Genomic DNA, 16,651 nt, shown 5'->3' with positions numbered 1-16,651 from the left:
ACAAGCTCAGTATTCACCTGGTTGGACGGGAATTTCCATGATCGAGTCGGCGAACGATATCGCTGTTGTCGGGATGTCGTGCCGCATGCCCGGAGCACCCGATCTCCCGGCTTTCTGGCGACTGCTGCGGGAGGGACGGGACGCGATCGGCACCGCCGGGGCGGACCGTCCGGGGATCGAGGAGATCGCGGGGTTCCTGGACACCGCGACCCGATACGACGCGGACTTCTTCGGCGTACCCCCGAACGAGGCCCGCGCTATCGATCCCCAGCAGCTGCTCGGTCTGGAACTGAGCTGGGAGGCGCTGGAGGACGCGGGTTTCGGTGCCGCGGCCGAGGCCGCCACCGGCGTGTTCCTCGGGAGCACCGGCACCGACTTCGCCGAAATCGAGGCCGGGCGGGGAAGTGCCGGTATCGGCCGGCATTCATTGTGGGCGGTGGGCCGGGGTGTGGCGGCCAACCGGATCTCGAATCACTACCGGTTCACCGGGCCGAGCCTGGTGGTCGACAGTGGGCAGTCCTCGTCGCTGGTGGCGGTGCACCTGGCCGCCGAAGCGATCCGCCGTGGTGAGTGCGAGGTCGCGCTGGCCGGTGGCGTCAACCTGATCCTGTCGCCGCTCAGCGGCGAGCGCTACGAACAATTCGGCGCCCATTCGCCGTCGGGAAAGTGTCACACCTTCGATGCGAACGCCGATGGGACCGTTCGCGGTGAGGGTGGCGGCATCGTCGTACTCGAACCGCTGCACCGGGCGGTGGCCGCCGGCCGCCGGGTCTACGCGGTGATCCGTGGCAGTTCGGTCAACAACGGCAACGATCGGCAAGTGCTGAGCGCGCCCAGTCCGGATACCCAGGCAGCGGTCATCCGGACCGCGCTGGCGACCGCCGGGGTCGAGCCGGAGTCGGTGGACTACGTGGAGCTGCACGGAACCGGCACCCCCGCAGGGGATCCGGTGGAGGCGGCCGCGCTGGGCGATACCTACGGCGCCGGCCGACCGGCCGGGCGGCGACTGGCCGTCGGTTCGGTCAAGACGAATATCGGGCATCTGGAGGGTGCGGCCGGAATCGCCGGGTTCATCAAGACCGCACTGTGCGTGCGGTACGGCGAACTGGTACCCAGCTTGAACTTCCACACGCCCAATCCCCGGATCCCGCTCGACGAGCTGGGCCTGACCGTGGTGACCGGCAACCGGCCCTGGCCCGCCGCACCGGTGCGGCGAGCCGCTGTCTCGTCGTTCGGCATGGGCGGCACCAACGCGCACGTGATCCTCGAAGGAGTTCCGGCCGAGGTGGGGACGGATTCCGGTGATCCGGATACCGCACCCGGGCAGCCGCTGACCTGGGTCCTGTCCGCGCGCAGTTCACAGGCGCTGGGCGCGCAGGCCGCTCGGCTACGGGACTGGCTCGGCGATCATCGCGACCTCGACGCCGCGGCGGTGGCCTCGTCGCTGGCCCGGTCCCGCGCGCGGCTGGAGTGGCGCGCGGCCGTGGTCGGCGCGGATATCGCCGCCCTGTCCGACGGGCTGGCCGGGCTCATCGACCCGGCACCCGATTCCGGTCCGGGGGCGGTCCTCCCCGAGCGGGCCGCGACCCGTCGGGTGGTGTTCGTTTTTCCGGGTCAGGGCAGCCAATGGGTGGGGATGGGCGCCCGGTTACTGACTGCCGACCGGGTGTTCGCCGCGGCCATCGCCGAGTGCGAAGCGGCGTTGGCGCCGTTCGTGGACTGGTCGTTGACCGAGGTGCTGCGGGCCGAACCGGGTGCCCCCGGACTGGACCGGGTGGATGTGGTGCAACCGGCGCTGTTCGCGGTCATGGTGTCACTGGCGCGATCGTGGCAGGCGCGGGGTGTCCGTCCGGCCGCGGTGCTGGGACATTCGCAGGGTGAGATCGCGGCCGCGGTGGTGGCCGGGGGGCTGTCGACAGCGGATGGCGCCCGGGTGGTGGCGTTGCGCTCGCGGGCGGTTGCCCACGAGCTCGCCGGATCCGGTGGTATGGCTGCGGTCGGACTGTCCGCGGACGCCGTCGCCGATCGGTTGCGCGCGTTCGGTTCTCGATTATCGGTCGCCGCCGAGAACGGTCCGGGGCAGACCGTCGTATCCGGTGACGCGGACGCGATCGGGGAGTTCCTCGACGCGTGCGCGGCCGAGGGGGTCTGGGCGAAACGCATTCCGGTGGACTATGCCTCGCATTCGGCTGCGGTGGAACGGATCCGGGAGCGACTACTGGCCGAACTGGAGCCGATCCGGCCCGTTTCGGGGTCGATTCCGTTCTTCTCGACCGTGACGGGCGACTACCTGGATACGGCCGGTCTCGATGCCGGGTACTGGTATCGCGGTCTGCGCCGGCAGGTCCGGTTCGCCGAATCCGTGCACAGCCTGATGGACACCGGAATGAACGCGTTCGTCGAGGTGAGCCCCCATCCGGTGCTGACCGTGGCGATCGAACTCACCGCCGGGTCGCTGGGGCTGTCCGAGCGGGTGGCCGTGCTGGGCACGCTCGAACGCGAGCGTGACGGTGCGGAGCAGTTCGGCGCCGCGCTGGCTCGGGCGTACTGCGTGGGCATCGATGTGCCGGACGATATGCTCGCGCCCCGCACCGCCCCGGTGGACCTGCCGGCCTATGCCTTCCAGCGGCGGCAGTGCTGGACCCCGGACGCGGCCGTCGGAGCGGGCGATGTGCGCGCGTACGGGCCGGCTCATCCCGATCATCCGATTCTCGGCGTCGCGACGCCGATCGCGGGGACCGGCGGTTGGCTGTTCGCCGGCCGGTTGACCACCCGTACCCATCCGTGGCTCGCCGACCATGTGCTCGCCGGGGCGGCCGTGGTACCCGGTTCGGTCTGGGTCGAGATAGCCCTGGCCGCCGGCGCCCGGGTCGGCGCCGAAACGGTGTCCGAATTGCGGATCCACCCGCCGCTGCCCGCTGCCGAGGTGCTGGATCTGCAGGTGAGTGTGGCAGCGGCGGACGACCACGGGCAGCGGTCGTTCACCGTGCACGCGCGGCGCGACACCGGCGACGAGAGTGGCGCGGCGGTGTGGGTGCGCTGTGCGTCCGGCATACTCGCCTCCGCCGTGGACGCGGCGGACACCGAGGTGACGATCGGTGACCGGCCTCCCGCGACCGACCGGGTGTCCGCCGGGGAGCTCTACGACCGGCTGTTCGGCCGGGGCATCGACTACGGAGTGGCGTTCCAGGGCGTCACCGCCGCCTGGGAACAGGACGACGAGCATTTCGCCGAGGTTTCGCTCGACGAGAGCCTGGCCGAAGGGGCCGGGCGTTTCCTGGTTCATCCGGCGCTCTTCGACGCCATGCTGCATCCCGCGCTGGACTCCTACATCGCCGGTTCCGGCAGCCCGGCGATACCGATCACGGTGTCGCTGCGCGGTATCCGCCTGTATGACCGTGGTGTGCCGGCCGCACGCGTCCGGATCGGACGTGGCGCGGCGGGTGCCACCCACCTCGCCGCGACCACCGAGAACGGTCGACCGCTGCTCACCGTCGAGTCGGTGCTGATCGAGCCGGCGGGGCCCGTGCCCGATACCGCCGCCGCGGTGGCGAACCCGGCCCGCCCGGTGCGGGAACGGCGGACCGTGGCCGGGTCCTTCGCCGAGCGGCTCGGCGCCGTGCCCGGGCCGCAGCGGCAGGCGCTGGTGCTCGCGGTGGTCGCCGAGCAGGCGGCGGCGGTACTCGGCCACGATTCGCCCGAGGCGATCGATCCCGACCTGCCGTTCACCGCGTTCGGCTTCAATTCGCTGAGCGGCATCGAGTTACGGCATCGAGTGGCTCGCGCCACCGGCGTCGACCTGCCGATGACGCTGATCTTCGACCATCCGACACCGACTGCGGTCACCCGGCTGGTTCGATCCCGGCTGGAAGGCCTCGAGAACGACGTGCCGCGACCGGCGCGTCGCGACCGCGCGGACGAACCGATCGCCATTGTCGGAATCGGTTGCCGTTTCCCGGGCGGCGTGCGGTCGGTCGAGGACCTGTGGGATCTGGTCGCCGGTGGCGTCGACGCGGTCACCCCCTTTCCGGCGGATCGCGGCTGGGACCTGGACCGCCTCTTCGATGCCGATCCGGATAAGCCGGGCACCGTGTACACGCGGGAGGGCGGCTTCATCGACGATGTGGCGGCATTCGACGCGGCCTTCTTCGGAATCGCGCCCCGCGAAGCGGCGGCGATGGATCCACAACAGCGATTGATCCTGGAAGTGTGCTGGGAGGCCCTGGAGAACGCGGGGATCGATCCGGCCACCTTGCGCAACACCGACGCCGGTGTCTACCTCGGCGCCGGTTCCTCCGGGTACTCGCCCGGAGTAACCGGTGAATACGAGGGATTCCGGCTGACCGGCAACTCGCACAGTGTGGTCTCCGGCCGGGTCGCCTACGTCCTCGGCCTGGAAGGCCCGGCCGTCACCGTCGACACCGCGTGTTCCTCCTCGCTGGTCGCGCTGCACCTCGCCTGTCAGGCACTGCGGCAGGGTGAGGTGTCGCTGGCCCTGACCGGCGGTGTCACCGTCGCGGCCGGCCCGGATCTGTTCGTCGACTTCTCCCGCCAGCGGGGCCTGGCCGCCGACGGGCGGTGCAAGCCGTTCTCCGCTGCCGCCGACGGTGTCACCTGGGCGGAGGGCGCCGGGGTGCTGGCGGTCGAGCGGTTGTCCGATGCCCGGCGGCTCGGCCATCCGGTGCTTGCGCTCGTGCGCGGCAGCGCGATCAATCAGGACGGCGCGAGCAATGGACTGAGCGCGCCGAATGGCCCTTCGCAGGAACGGGTGATCGCCTCGGCACTGGCGAATGCCGGGCTGGACCCGGCGCAGGTGGACGCGGTCGAGGCGCACGGCACCGGTACGGCGCTGGGCGATCCGATCGAGGCCCAGGCCCTGATCGCCGCCTACGGAACCGATCGGGAACGCGCACTCCGGATCGGATCGCTGAAATCCAATATCGGGCACGCGGTCGCGGCCGCCGGTATCGGCGGCGTGATCAAGATGGTGGCGGCCCTGCGCCACGAGACCTTGCCGAAATCCCTGTACGCCGATCCGCCGACACCGCATGTGGATTGGTCGGCCGGTTCGGTTCGGTTGCTGGCCGAATCCGAGCCGTGGCCGGTCGGTGACCGTATCCGTCGCGCGGGTGTGTCCTCGTTCGGGATCAGTGGCACCAACGCGCACGTGATCCTGGAGGAAGCGCCGGCGCTGCCGGCGAGCAGTGAGCCCGGGGCCGGTGGTGCCGCCGCCGGTGGTGTGGTGCCGTTGGTGTTGTCGGGTAAGTCGGAATCGGGTTTGCGCGGACAGGCGGATCGGTTGCGGCAGTGGCTGATCGAACACCCCGACCTGGATGTGGACAGTGTCGCGTATTCGCTGATCGAGACCCGGGGGTGGCTCGGGCGCCGGGCGGTGGTGGTCGGCGCGGACCGGGACGAATTGATCGTGGGGCTGGCGGCGCTGGCGTCCGGGTCGGTATCGCCGGCGGTCGTCGAGGGCGGTGCGCGGGCGGGGAGTACCGCGTTCCTCTTCACCGGTGGCGGCGCCCAGCGCGTGGGGATGGGTGCGGGTCTGTACCGGGCCTTCCCGGTGTTCGCCGCGGCGTTGGACGAGGTGTGCGAGGAGCTGGACCGGCAGCTGGGCGGGTCGTTGCGGACGGTGATGTTCACCGATCCCGACGGGTTGCTGGATCGGATGGAATGGATGCAGCCGGCGCTGTTCGCGTTCGAGGTGGCGCTGTTCCGGTTGCTGGAATCGTTCGGTGTGCTGCCGGATGTGGTGGCCGGGCATTCGCTGGGTGAGCTCGCCGCGGCGTATGCGGCCGGGGTGTGGTCGTTGCCGGACGCCTGTGTGCTGGTGGCCGCGCGTGGCCGATTGATGGGGTCGGCGCCGTCGGGCGGGGCCATGCTGGCGGCGGCGGTGTCGGAGGCCGAGGCCGCGCGACTGCTGGACGGTTACGGTGACCGGGTATCGGTCGGTACGGTCAACGGCCCGAATTCGGTGGTGTTCTCCGGATACGCCGACGCGGTCGCCGAGATCCAGGCGCGGTTGACCGAGGCGGGGCGCAAGAACTCGTTGCTGCGGATCTCGCACGCGTCGCATTCGGTGCTGATGGAGCCGATCCTCGACGAGTATCGGGCGGTGGCGCGGGGCTTGACGTACCGGTCGCCGTCGATCCCGATCGTGTCGAATGTGTCCGGTGCGCTGATCGGGGAGCAGGTGCGCGATCCGGAGTACTGGGTTTCGCATGTCCGTAGCTGTGTGCGGTTCGCACCCGGGGTGGATTCGTTGATCGACTCCGGCGTGCGCCGGTTCGTCGAGGTCGGTCCGGATGCCGCGCTGACCGCGATGATTCGTGAGTGCTTGGCCGAGCGCCCGGAGCTGGAGGCCGAGTCGGCGGTGGTGGCATCGTCGCGGCGTTCGGTCGAGGAGACGTCGGCGTTCGTGGCGGCGCTGGGGGCGGCGCGGGTCGCGGGGGCGGAGGTGGATTGGCGGCCGTTGTTCGCCGGTCGTGCGGTGGGCCGGGTGCCGTTGCCGACCTATGCGTTCGATCGTCAGCGGTACTGGCTGGAGCCGGTGCCGTCGGTGGATGTGTGGCAGTCGGGTCTGGACGATCCGGAACACCCGTTGCTGGGTGCGATGGTGCAGGTACCCGATTCCGGTGCGGTGGTTTTCACCGGGCGATTGTCCCGGTCGGGGCAGTCGTGGGTGGTCGATCACGCGGTGGCGGGGGCGGCGCTGTTGCCGGGGGCGGCCTTCGCCGAGCTGGTGTTGCACATCGGCGCGGTGATCGGATGTCCACGGGTGGCCGAACTGGTGATCGAGGCGCCGCTGCCGCTGCCGGCCGCCGATACCGTCGAGTTCCGGGCGGTGGTGGCAGGGGCTCCGGACGAATCCGGAGCCCGCGGCGTCGCGGTCTACTCGCGTACGCGGCCGGCCGACGATTCGGGTCGCGCAGGTGCCGAGGGTTTCGAGCAGACGCCGGCCTGGGTGCGTCATGCGGTGGCCACCCTCGCCCGGCGTTCCATTGTCCGAACGCCGGATTCGGGTCTGCAGGTGTGGCCGCCGGACGACGCGGAAGCGGTGGAGATCGGCGACGCCTATCGGGATCTGGCCGAGCGGGGCTATGAGTACGGGCCGGTGTTCCGTGGTCTGCGGGCCGTGTGGCGGCGTACGGATGAAGTGTTCGCGGAGGTGGAGCTACCGGCTGGTGCCGGCAGCGCCGAATTCGACCTGCACCCGGCACTGCTGGACGCCGCGCTGCATCCGATCCTGGTGAGCGGGCTCCTGCCCGAGACCCGGCTCGGACAGATCGCTGTTCCGTTCGCCTGGGAAGATGTCGAGCTGTACGCGACCGGTGCGACGACCCTGCGGGTCCGGATCGCGGCCACCGATTCCGATTCCGGCCGGCTCGCGGTGACCCTCGCCGACAGTTCCGGGGCGACCGTTGCCGAAGTGGGCGCCCTGACGATGCGGCCCCTGTCCATCGGTGCGCTGTCCGCCACCCGCACCGATCCGGGTTATCGGGTCGATTGGGTCGCGCAGCCCGAAAATGACAGTGCGCCCGGCGATCCCGGTGCTTGGGATCCGGCCGAGATCGGTGAGACCGCGACCGTTGCCGGCCGGACCGTTTCGGTGCTGCTTCTCGACGACGCGATCGGCGGCGATATCCCCCGGGACGTGCGCGACACGGTGACCGCGCTGACCGAGCGGCTCCAGCGGCTGCTGGGCCGGGACGAGCCGGTGGTGGTGGTGACCCACCGTGCGGTGGCTGTGCACCCAGGCGAGTCGGTCGATATCGCGCAGGCCCCGGTATGGGGCACGGTGCGGGTCGCGCAGTCCGAGCACCCCGACCGGATCGTCGTCATCGATATCGACGATAGGTCGCGATACCGCCGCGCGGTGGAACTGGCGGTGGCCGCGGGCACCGAACCCCAACTGGCGTTGCGCCGCGGGACCTGGTACGCGCCCCGGCTCAGTGCCGGTGTCGGCGACATCGTCGGGGCCGCGGATCTCGTCCGCACCCCGGGGTGGGCGCTGACGCACCTGGAGAAGGGCACCTTGACCGGCGACAATCTCGTGCTCACCGAGACAGCGGCGCAGCGGGCCCTGGAATCGGGTCAGGTGCGGGTGTCGTTGCGTGCCGTCGGGGTGAATTTCCGGGATGCGCTGATCGCGCTGGGCATGGTGACGAATACGGACGCCGGATCCCGGACGATCGACGCGACCTTCTGCGTGGAGGGCGCGGGTGTCGTGCTCGAGGTGGCCCCCGACGTGACCGAATTCGCGCCCGGCGACCGGGTATTCGGGTTCACCTCCGGTGCCGGCTCGGAGTCGGTGACCGACCGGCGGCTGCTCGCCCCCGTTCCGGACGGCTGGTCCTTCGTCCAGGCGGCCGCTGTTCCGGTCGTCTACGCGACCGCTTACTACGGCTTGGTCGATCTCGCGGGCGCCCGGCCCGGTGAGACATTGCTCTTGCATGCCGCTACCGGTGGCGTCGGCCTGGCGACCGTCCGGTTGGCCCGGCACCTCGGATTGCGGCTGCTGGTCACCGCGAGCGAGTCGAAGTGGAATGTGCTGCGCGGACTCGGCTTCGCCGATCACGAGATCGCGGATTCCCGGACGCTGGATTTCGAGCGGAAGTTCCTCGAGGTCACCGACGGGCGTGGTGCGGATATCGTGCTGGATTCGCTGGCCGGCGAGTTCGTGGACGCGTCGCTGCGGTTGCTGCCGCGCGGTGGCCGGTTCATCGAGATGGGGCTCCTCGATGAGCGCGACCCGGTTCGGGTCGCCGCCGAATACCCCGGCGTGGAGTACCGCCAGTTCGTGCTCCTGGATGTGCACCCGGATCGGTTGCGGGAGATCCTCACCGCCGTCGTGGGGCTCTTCGAGTCGGGTGCCCTGACCCCGTCGCGGACCACGGCCTGGGATATCCGGCGGGCGCCGGAGACTTTCCGGTACCTGAGCCAGGCCCGGCATATCGGCAAGAATGTGCTCACCGTGCCGACTCCGCTTCGGCCGGACGGGACGGTGCTGATCACCGGTGGAACCGGTGGACTGGGTGCGGGCCTGGCGCGGCATCTGATCAGCGAGTACGGCGTCCGCAGCCTCGTGCTGACCAGCCGGCGTGGACCCGACGCCCCCGGCGCGGGCGAATTGCGGGCCGAACTGGCCGGCCTCGGCGCCCGGGTGGATATCGTCGCCTGCGATGTGGCCGATCGGGCGGCGCTGGATGCGGTGCTGGCCGCGATACCGGCCCGGCATCCGCTGACCGCCGTCGTGCATGCCGCCGGTGTGCTGGCCGACGGCCTGCTCGACACCATGACACCCGAGCGGATCGCCGAGGTATTGCGGCCGAAGGTCGACGCGGCCTGGAATCTGCACGAGGCGACCCGGTCCATGGACCTGTCGGCCTTCGTGCTCTATTCCTCGATCGCCGGCGTGATCGGCAACCCGGGCCAGGCGAACTACGCGGCGGCCAATGTCTTCCTCGACGCATTGGCCCAGTACCGGCAGGTCATGGGTCTCGCGGCTACCTCGGTGGCGTGGGGACTGTGGCAGGACGGAACCGGGATGACCACCGGTCTCGGGTCGGCCGATATCGCCCGGCTGCGGCGAGACGGGTTCCCGCCCCTGGGTACCGAGGAGGGTTTGGCGCTGTTCGACGCGGCCTTGGCCGGCGGCCGGGCGGCCTTCGCCGGAGTCCGGATCGACCGGTCGGCCCTCGCCGAATCCGGTGCGGCCGGTACCCGTTCGATCATGCGCGGCCTGTCGCGGCCGGTTCGCCGGCGGGTGGCAGCCGGCCCGGGCGAGTCGTCGACGCCGGCCGGCACGCTGGCCGGGCGGCTGGCGGGCCGGCCGGTTGCCGAGCGGGAACGTCTCGTGCTGGAACTGGTCCGGACCCAGGCGGCGGCGGTGCTCGGGCACGAGAGCGCCGAGTCGATCGCCCCGGGCATGCCGTTCAAGGATCTGGGGTTCGATTCGCTGAGTGTGATGGAATTCCGTAATCAGCTGGTCGCGAGCACCGGTATGGCATTGCCCTCGACCCTGGTGTTCGACTATCCGACCGCGACGGCGATCACGGAGCTGCTGCTGTCCCGGATCGAGCCCGCCACCTCGGCGGGCGCCGCCGGACAGGTTGTGCCGCCGAGCCTGCCGGTGGATCCGGGGCGCGGCACCGAACCGATCGCGATCGTCGGGATGAGCTGCCGGTTCCCGGGCGGCGTCGCGTCGCCGGACGATCTCTGGGATCTGGTCGCGGCCGGAATCGATGCGAGCGGGGAGTTTCCCGCGGATCGCGACTGGGATCTCGCGCGGCTCTTCGATCCCGATCCGGACAGCCCGGGTACGACCTACACCCGGCGCGGTGGATTCCTCACCGATATCACCGGGTTCGACGCGGAATTCTTCGGGATCAGCCCCCGGGAGGCGTCGGCCATGGATCCACAACAGCGCCTACTGCTCGAAGCGTCCTGGGCGGCGATCGAGAGCGCGGGCATCGACCCGACCACCCTGCGCGGCAGCGACACCGGAGTGTTCGCGGGCGTATGCGACTCCGGGTACGCCGACCGGATACCCGAAGAACTGGAGGGTTACCGGCTCACCGGCACCGCGCACAGTGTGGTCTCCGGCCGGGTGTCCTATGTCCTGGGACTGGAAGGGCCCGCGGTGAGTGTGGACACCGCGTGCTCGTCGTCGCTGGTCGCGCTGCATCAGGCCTGCCGGGCGCTGCGCGAGGGGGACACCTCGCTGGCGCTGGCCGGTGGCGTGACCGTCGCGGCGACCCCCTGGCTGTACATCAATTTCGCGCGGCAGCGCGGGCTGGCGCCGGATGGGCGGTGCAAACCGTTCTCCGCCGACGCCGACGGTGTCGGGTTCGCCGAAGGCGTCGGCGTGCTGGTGCTGGAACGGTTGTCCGATGCGGTGCGGCTCGGCCACGACGTGCTGGCGGTGGTACGCGGAACCGCGGTCAACCAGGACGGCGCGAGCAACGGGCTGACCGCTCCCAACGGCCCGTCCCAGGAACGGGTGATCGCGGCCGCGCTGGCCGACGCCGGCCTCGGACCCGCTGATGTGGACGCCGTCGAGGCGCACGGTACCGGCACCACGCTGGGGGATCCGATCGAAGCGAACGCGCTGATCTCGGCCTATGGCCGGGATCGTGAGCATCCGGTGCGCATCGGCACGGTCAAGTCGAATATCGGGCACACCGTGGCGGCCGCCGGTGTCGGCGGGGTGATCAAGATGGTGCAGGCGCTGCGGCACGAGATGCTGCCCAAGACGCTGCACGCCGAAGAGCCGAGTCCGCATGTGGAATGGTCGGCCGGAAAGGTGGCGCTGCTGACCGAGGCCGCGCCGTGGCCGGCCGATGGCCGGATCCGGCGCGCGGGGGTGTCCTCGTTCGGGGTCAGCGGCACCAATGCGCACGCCATCCTGGAGGAGGCGCCGCGGGCTCGGGCCGGGGCGGCCGAGCCGGTGGACCCGCCGCGCGCGGCTGTGCCGATTCCGGTGCCGGGCGCGGCTGTGCCGATTCCGGTGCCGCGCGCGGCTGTGCCGTTTCTGGTGTCGGCGAATTCGGAGCCGGGCTTGCGGGCTCAGGCGCAACGATTGCGGCAGTGGTTGATCGAACACGCCGACCTCGATCTCCGGGACGTGGCCTGGGCGCTGGAGTCCACCCGGGCCCGGCTCGATCGGCGCGGCGTGGTGGTCGCCGCCGATCGCGACGAACTGCTGGCCGGTCTGGCGGAGATCGCGGCCGGTGCGCCCGGCACGATCACGGCGGCGGCCGGCACCGGCGCGACAGCGCTGCTGTTCACCGGACAGGGTGCCCAGCGCACCGGCATGGGCGCCGGGCTGTACGCGGCCTTCGATGTTTTCGCGGCCGCCTTCGACGAGGTCTGCTCGCATATCGATCCGTTACTGGGCCGCTCACTCGCAGATATCGTGTTCGACCCCGGCAATACGGACCTGCTCGATCGGACCGAGTTCACTCAGCCGGCGTTGTTCACGTTCGAGGTGGCGGCCTTCCGGCTGCTGGAATCGTTCGGAGTCGTGCCCGATGTGCTGATCGGGCACTCGATCGGTGAACTCGCGGCAGCGTACGTGGCCGGTGTGTGGTCGCTGCCCGACGCCTGCGCGCTGGTGGTGGCCCGGGGCCGATCGATGGGTGCGCTGCCCGCGGGCGGCGCGATGCTGGCGGCGGCCGTCTCCGAGGAGGTCGCCGCGCAGGCTGTCGCCGGTCGCGGCGACCGGGTGTCGGTGGCGGCCGTCAACGGCCCGTCGTCGGTGGTGCTGTCGGGTGATCTCGACGCCGTTGCCGAGATCGAGGCCGAGCTGGCCGGGGCGGGTGTGAAGACCAACCGGCTGCGGGTGAGTCACGCGTTCCATTCCCCGCGAATGGATCCCGTGCTGGACGAGTTCCGCCGGGTGGCACAGGGGGTGACCTATCACCGGCCCACCGTGCCGATCGTGTCCAATGTCTCCGGCGCGGTGGCCGACGCCGAGCTGACGGATCCGGACTACTGGGTCGACCAGCTGCGCGGCTGTGTGCGGTTCGCGCGGGGCGTGGAAACGGCGGCCTCGATCGGGGTGCGGCGATTCGTCGAGATCGGGCCGGACGCGGTGCTGAGCGCGATGGCTCGGCAGTGCCTCGCCGAAACACCCGATATCGAGGATCGCTCGATAGTCGTGGCGGCCGCCAGGCGGTCGACGGACGAACCGGCACAGTTGCTTGCAGCGCTGGCGTGGGCTCATGTCGCCGGTATCGCGGTGAATTGGCGGCCGTTGCTCGCGGGCCGCGCGGCGAGCCGGGTCTCGTTGCCGACCTACGCGTTCCAGCACCAGCGCTACTGGCCCGCGCCGATCACCACGTCGGATGCCCGGCAGTCGGGTATGGACCGGGCCGGCCATCCGTTGTTGGGTGCGATGGTGCGGCTGCCGGATTCCGAGGGGGCGGTGTTCACGGGGCGGTTGACGGTGGACGGTCATCCGTGGCTGGCCGACCACACGGTCGCCGGGACGACGCTGGTTCCGGGCGCGGCGTTCGTCGACCTGGTCCTGCATGCCGGGACGACGGTGGACTGCCCGCGGGTGGCGGAATTGGTGGTCGAGTCGCCGTTGCCGTTGGCCGGGGACGCGGTGGTCGAGTTACGGGTGGTCGCGAGCGGGCCGGACGAGTCCGGTGCGCGGACGGTGTCGGTGTACTCGCGAACCGGCTCCGGCTCCGACGGCGACTACGGTGACCAACCAGACCGCTGGATTAGGCATGTGTCGGCGACGGTCGTGCCGGAACTTCCGGCCGCGAGCACCGCCGACGGCGACACCGAGCCGATGAGCTGGCCGCCGCGAGCAGCGGTGGCCGTCGAGATAGGTGACGTGTACGCGGATCTCGCGGCACGCGGCTACGAATACGGTCCCGCGTTCCGTGGCCTGCGGGCGTTGTGGCGAGGTGACGGCGAAGTGTTCGCCGAGGTGACCCTGCCCGACGCCGCGGGCGCGGCCGGAGAGTTCGGCATCCACCCGGCGCTGCTCGATGCCGCATTGCACGCGGTGGTCGTGGGCGGGTTGGTCCCCGCCGCGGGCGCCGGCGCGGTGGCCGTGCCGTTCTCCTGGGCGGACGTGGACCTCGCCGCGGCGGGTGCGTCGTCGGTGCGGGTGCGTGCGGTGGCGGGCACTTCCGCCGACCGGGTGACGGTATGGCTGGCGGACATCTCCGGTGCTCCGGTGGTTCGGATCGGGACGTTGACCTTGCGTCCGATCTCCATCGCGGCGCTCGAGCCGACCGGCCGGAGTTCGCCGGGGACCGGCTACGAAGTGGACTGGGTACGTATGTCCGAGTTCGACGTGGAGCAGGTCGCGGAGCTCACCGCCGCCGACACCGTGTCCGACGCCGGTGATCTCGGTGAGATCGTTACTGTCGCCGGCCGGGTCGCGGCGGTGGTCCGGGTGGATCACCGGGCGGTCGTCGAGCGCCGCGCCGTCGTCGATGAACGCGGCGCCGGTGCGCTACCGGAAACGGTCCGCGATGTGGTGATCGGCGTCTCCACCAGGATCAAACGCCTGCTGGCTCGGGACGTACCGATCGTGGTGGTGACGCGACGAGCGGTCGGCGTGCATCCGGGCGAACCGGTGGATCTGTCGTCGTCGGCGGTATGGGGTCTGGCCCGCTCGGTGCAGAGCGAGCATCCTGATCGGCTGGTGCTGCTCGATATCGGCGACTGGGCCGAGTGCGCGAGCGGTATCGCTACGGCGCTGTCGGCGGCCCGGGAACCGCAGCTGGCGATCCGGCGTGGCGCGGTCCATGTGCCACGGCTGCGCGCGGGCGGCGACGAGCTGGCCGTGGACCTGACCGGCGCGCAGTCCTCGTGGTCGCTGAAACTGCGCGGGAAGGGCACCCTGACCGGGGAAAACTTCGCGTTGGCCGAGAACTCCGACGCGCCGGCGGCACTGGCTCCGGGCCAGGTCCGGCTGAGTATGCGCGCGGTCGGGCTCAACTTCCGCGATGTGCTGATCGCGCTCGGCACCTATCCGGACCCGAGCGCCGGGATCGGGGGTGAAGGCGCCGGCGTCGTACTCGAGGTCGCCGCGGACGTCACCGAATTCGTTCCCGGCGACCGCGTGTTCGGGTTCGTCACCGACGTGGGCTCGGTCACCGTGACCGATCGGCGCCTGCTCGCCCGGATACCTCGTGGCTGGTCGTTCGCCCGAGCGGCGTCGGTGCCGATCGCCTACGCCACCGCTTATTACGCGCTGGTGGATCTGGCGGCGGCCGCGCCGGGCGAGACCTTGCTGCTGCACGCGGCGACCGGTGGGGTCGGGATGGCGGCGATCCAGGTCGCCCGGCATCTCGGCTTGCGTTCGCTGGTCACGGCCAGTACGCCGAAGTGGGGCGCGCTGCGGGAACTGGGATTCCCCGAGGACCTGATCGGGGATTCCCGGACACTGGACTTCGAGCAGAAGTTCCTGGATGTCACCGGCGGCCGTGGTGTGGATATCGTGCTGGATTCGCTGGCCGGTGAGTTCGTGGACGCGTCGTTGCGGCTGCTGCCGCGTGGCGGCCGGTTCGTCGAGATGGGCATGATCGACCGTCGTGATCCGGCGGAGGTGGCGGCCGGGCATCCGGGTGTCCGGTATCAGAGCTTCATGCTGCTGGACGCCGATCCCGGGCGGTTACAGGAGATCCTGGCGACCCTGGTGGAGCTCTTCGAGGCCGGAGCACTGGGGCTGTCTCCGATCACCGCCTGGGATGTGCGCAACAGTCCCGATGCCTACCGGTACCTGAGCCAGGCCCAGCACATCGGCAAGAACGTACTCACCGTGCCCACCCGGTTGCGGACCGACGGGACCGTGCTCATCACCGGCGGCACCGGTGCGCTGGGAGCGGTGCTGGCCCGGCACCTGGTCCGGACATACGGCGTGCGGCGGCTGGTATTGGCCGGCCGCCGCGGGCCCGCCGCGCCCGGCGCGGTCGAACTCCGGGACGAACTGGTCGTCGCGGGTGCGGAAGTCGAGGTGGTGGCGTGTGACGCCGCCGATCGAGCGGCTGTGGACGCGGTGCTGGCGAGTATCCCCCCGGATCGTCCGCTCACCGCGGTCGTGCACGCCGCGGGCGTGCTGGCCGACGGGGTATTCGAACAGCTGACCGAGGAACAGATCGGCGCGGTGCTGGCAGCCAAGGTGGATGCCGCGTGGAACCTGCACGAGGCCACCCAGGATCTCGATCTCGCGGCGTTCGTCCTGTACTCGTCGATCGCCGGTGTCATCGGCAGCTCGGGGCAGGCCAACTACGCTGCCGCGAACGTTTTCCTGGACAGCCTGGCACACCACCGCCGGATCAGCGGATTACCCGCGACCTCGCTGGCGTGGGGTCCGTGGCGGCAGGGCGGTGGTATGACCAGCGCGCTGTCGGATACCGATCTGGCCCGACTGCGCCGAGAGGGCCTGCTACCGCTGGAGGATTCCGACGGTATGGCGTTGTTCGACGCCGCGCTCGCGGCCGGCCGGGCCGTTTCCGTGGCGGCCCGGCTGGATCGGGCCGCGCTGGCCGAACTGGCGCCGGCCGAACTGCGGGCGGTGATGCGCGGTCTGACCCGCCCGGCGCGGCGGCGGGCGGCGGGGCCGGTGGACGAGTCGCCGACCGGACTGGCCGGGCAGCTGGCCGGCCGCGCGCCGGCCGAGCAGGAGCAGGTGCTGCTGCAGGTGATCCGGGCCCAGGCCGCGGCGGTGCTGGGCTATCAGAGCGCGGCGGAGATCAGCGCGGACAAGCAGTTCAGCGATATCGGGTTCGATTCGCTGGGCATCATGGAGTTCCGCAACCGGCTCAAGGCATCGGCGGGTGTGCGGCTCGCCGCGACCGCCGTGTTCGACTACCCCACCCCGGTGGCCCTGGCGGCTTTCCTCCGCCGCGAAATCGCACCCGGCGACGACCCGATGCCGGCCATCACGATGGAGTTCGATGCCCTGGCGCGCCGCTGTGCCGACGCGGAACTCTCGCCGGCGCAACGGTCGGAGATCACGAGCCGGCTGGCTGTGCTGCAACGGCAACTGGAAGCCGGCGACCAAGGTGCGGCCGATCTGGCCGAAAACGCCGAAAAGCTCGACGACGCCGACGATCGCGAGCTCTTCGATTTCATCGACAACCTCAGCTGAACTGGTACGAGCAGGAGCCCCACC

General features: G+C 70.8%; 1 protein-coding gene. It reads left to right on the top strand.

Features of this window, described 5'->3' with window-relative positions:
• Nucleotides 1–37 precede the first annotated feature (37 nt).
• On the top strand, nt 38–16,627 hold the full coding sequence (locus tag AB0F41_RS07825; RefSeq protein ID WP_357422006.1) for an SDR family NAD(P)-dependent oxidoreductase: 16,590 nt from the start codon (nt 38–40) through the stop codon (nt 16,625–16,627).
• The last annotated feature ends 24 nt before the right edge of the window (nt 16,628–16,651 follow it).

Origin of the sequence: Nocardia sp. NPDC024068 (assembly GCF_040638875.1) — a bacterium.
Classification (GTDB): domain Bacteria; phylum Actinomycetota; class Actinomycetes; order Mycobacteriales; family Mycobacteriaceae; genus Nocardia.
The sequence above is the reverse complement of the archived record's forward strand: the minus strand, read 5'-3'. Positions and strand labels throughout refer to the sequence as shown.

Excerpts from the sequence above, each read along its gene's own strand:
- AB0F41_RS07825 (WP_357422006.1), top strand. The coding sequence starts at position 38 with ATGATCGAGTCGGCGAACGATATCGCTGTTGTCGGGATGTCGTGCCGC.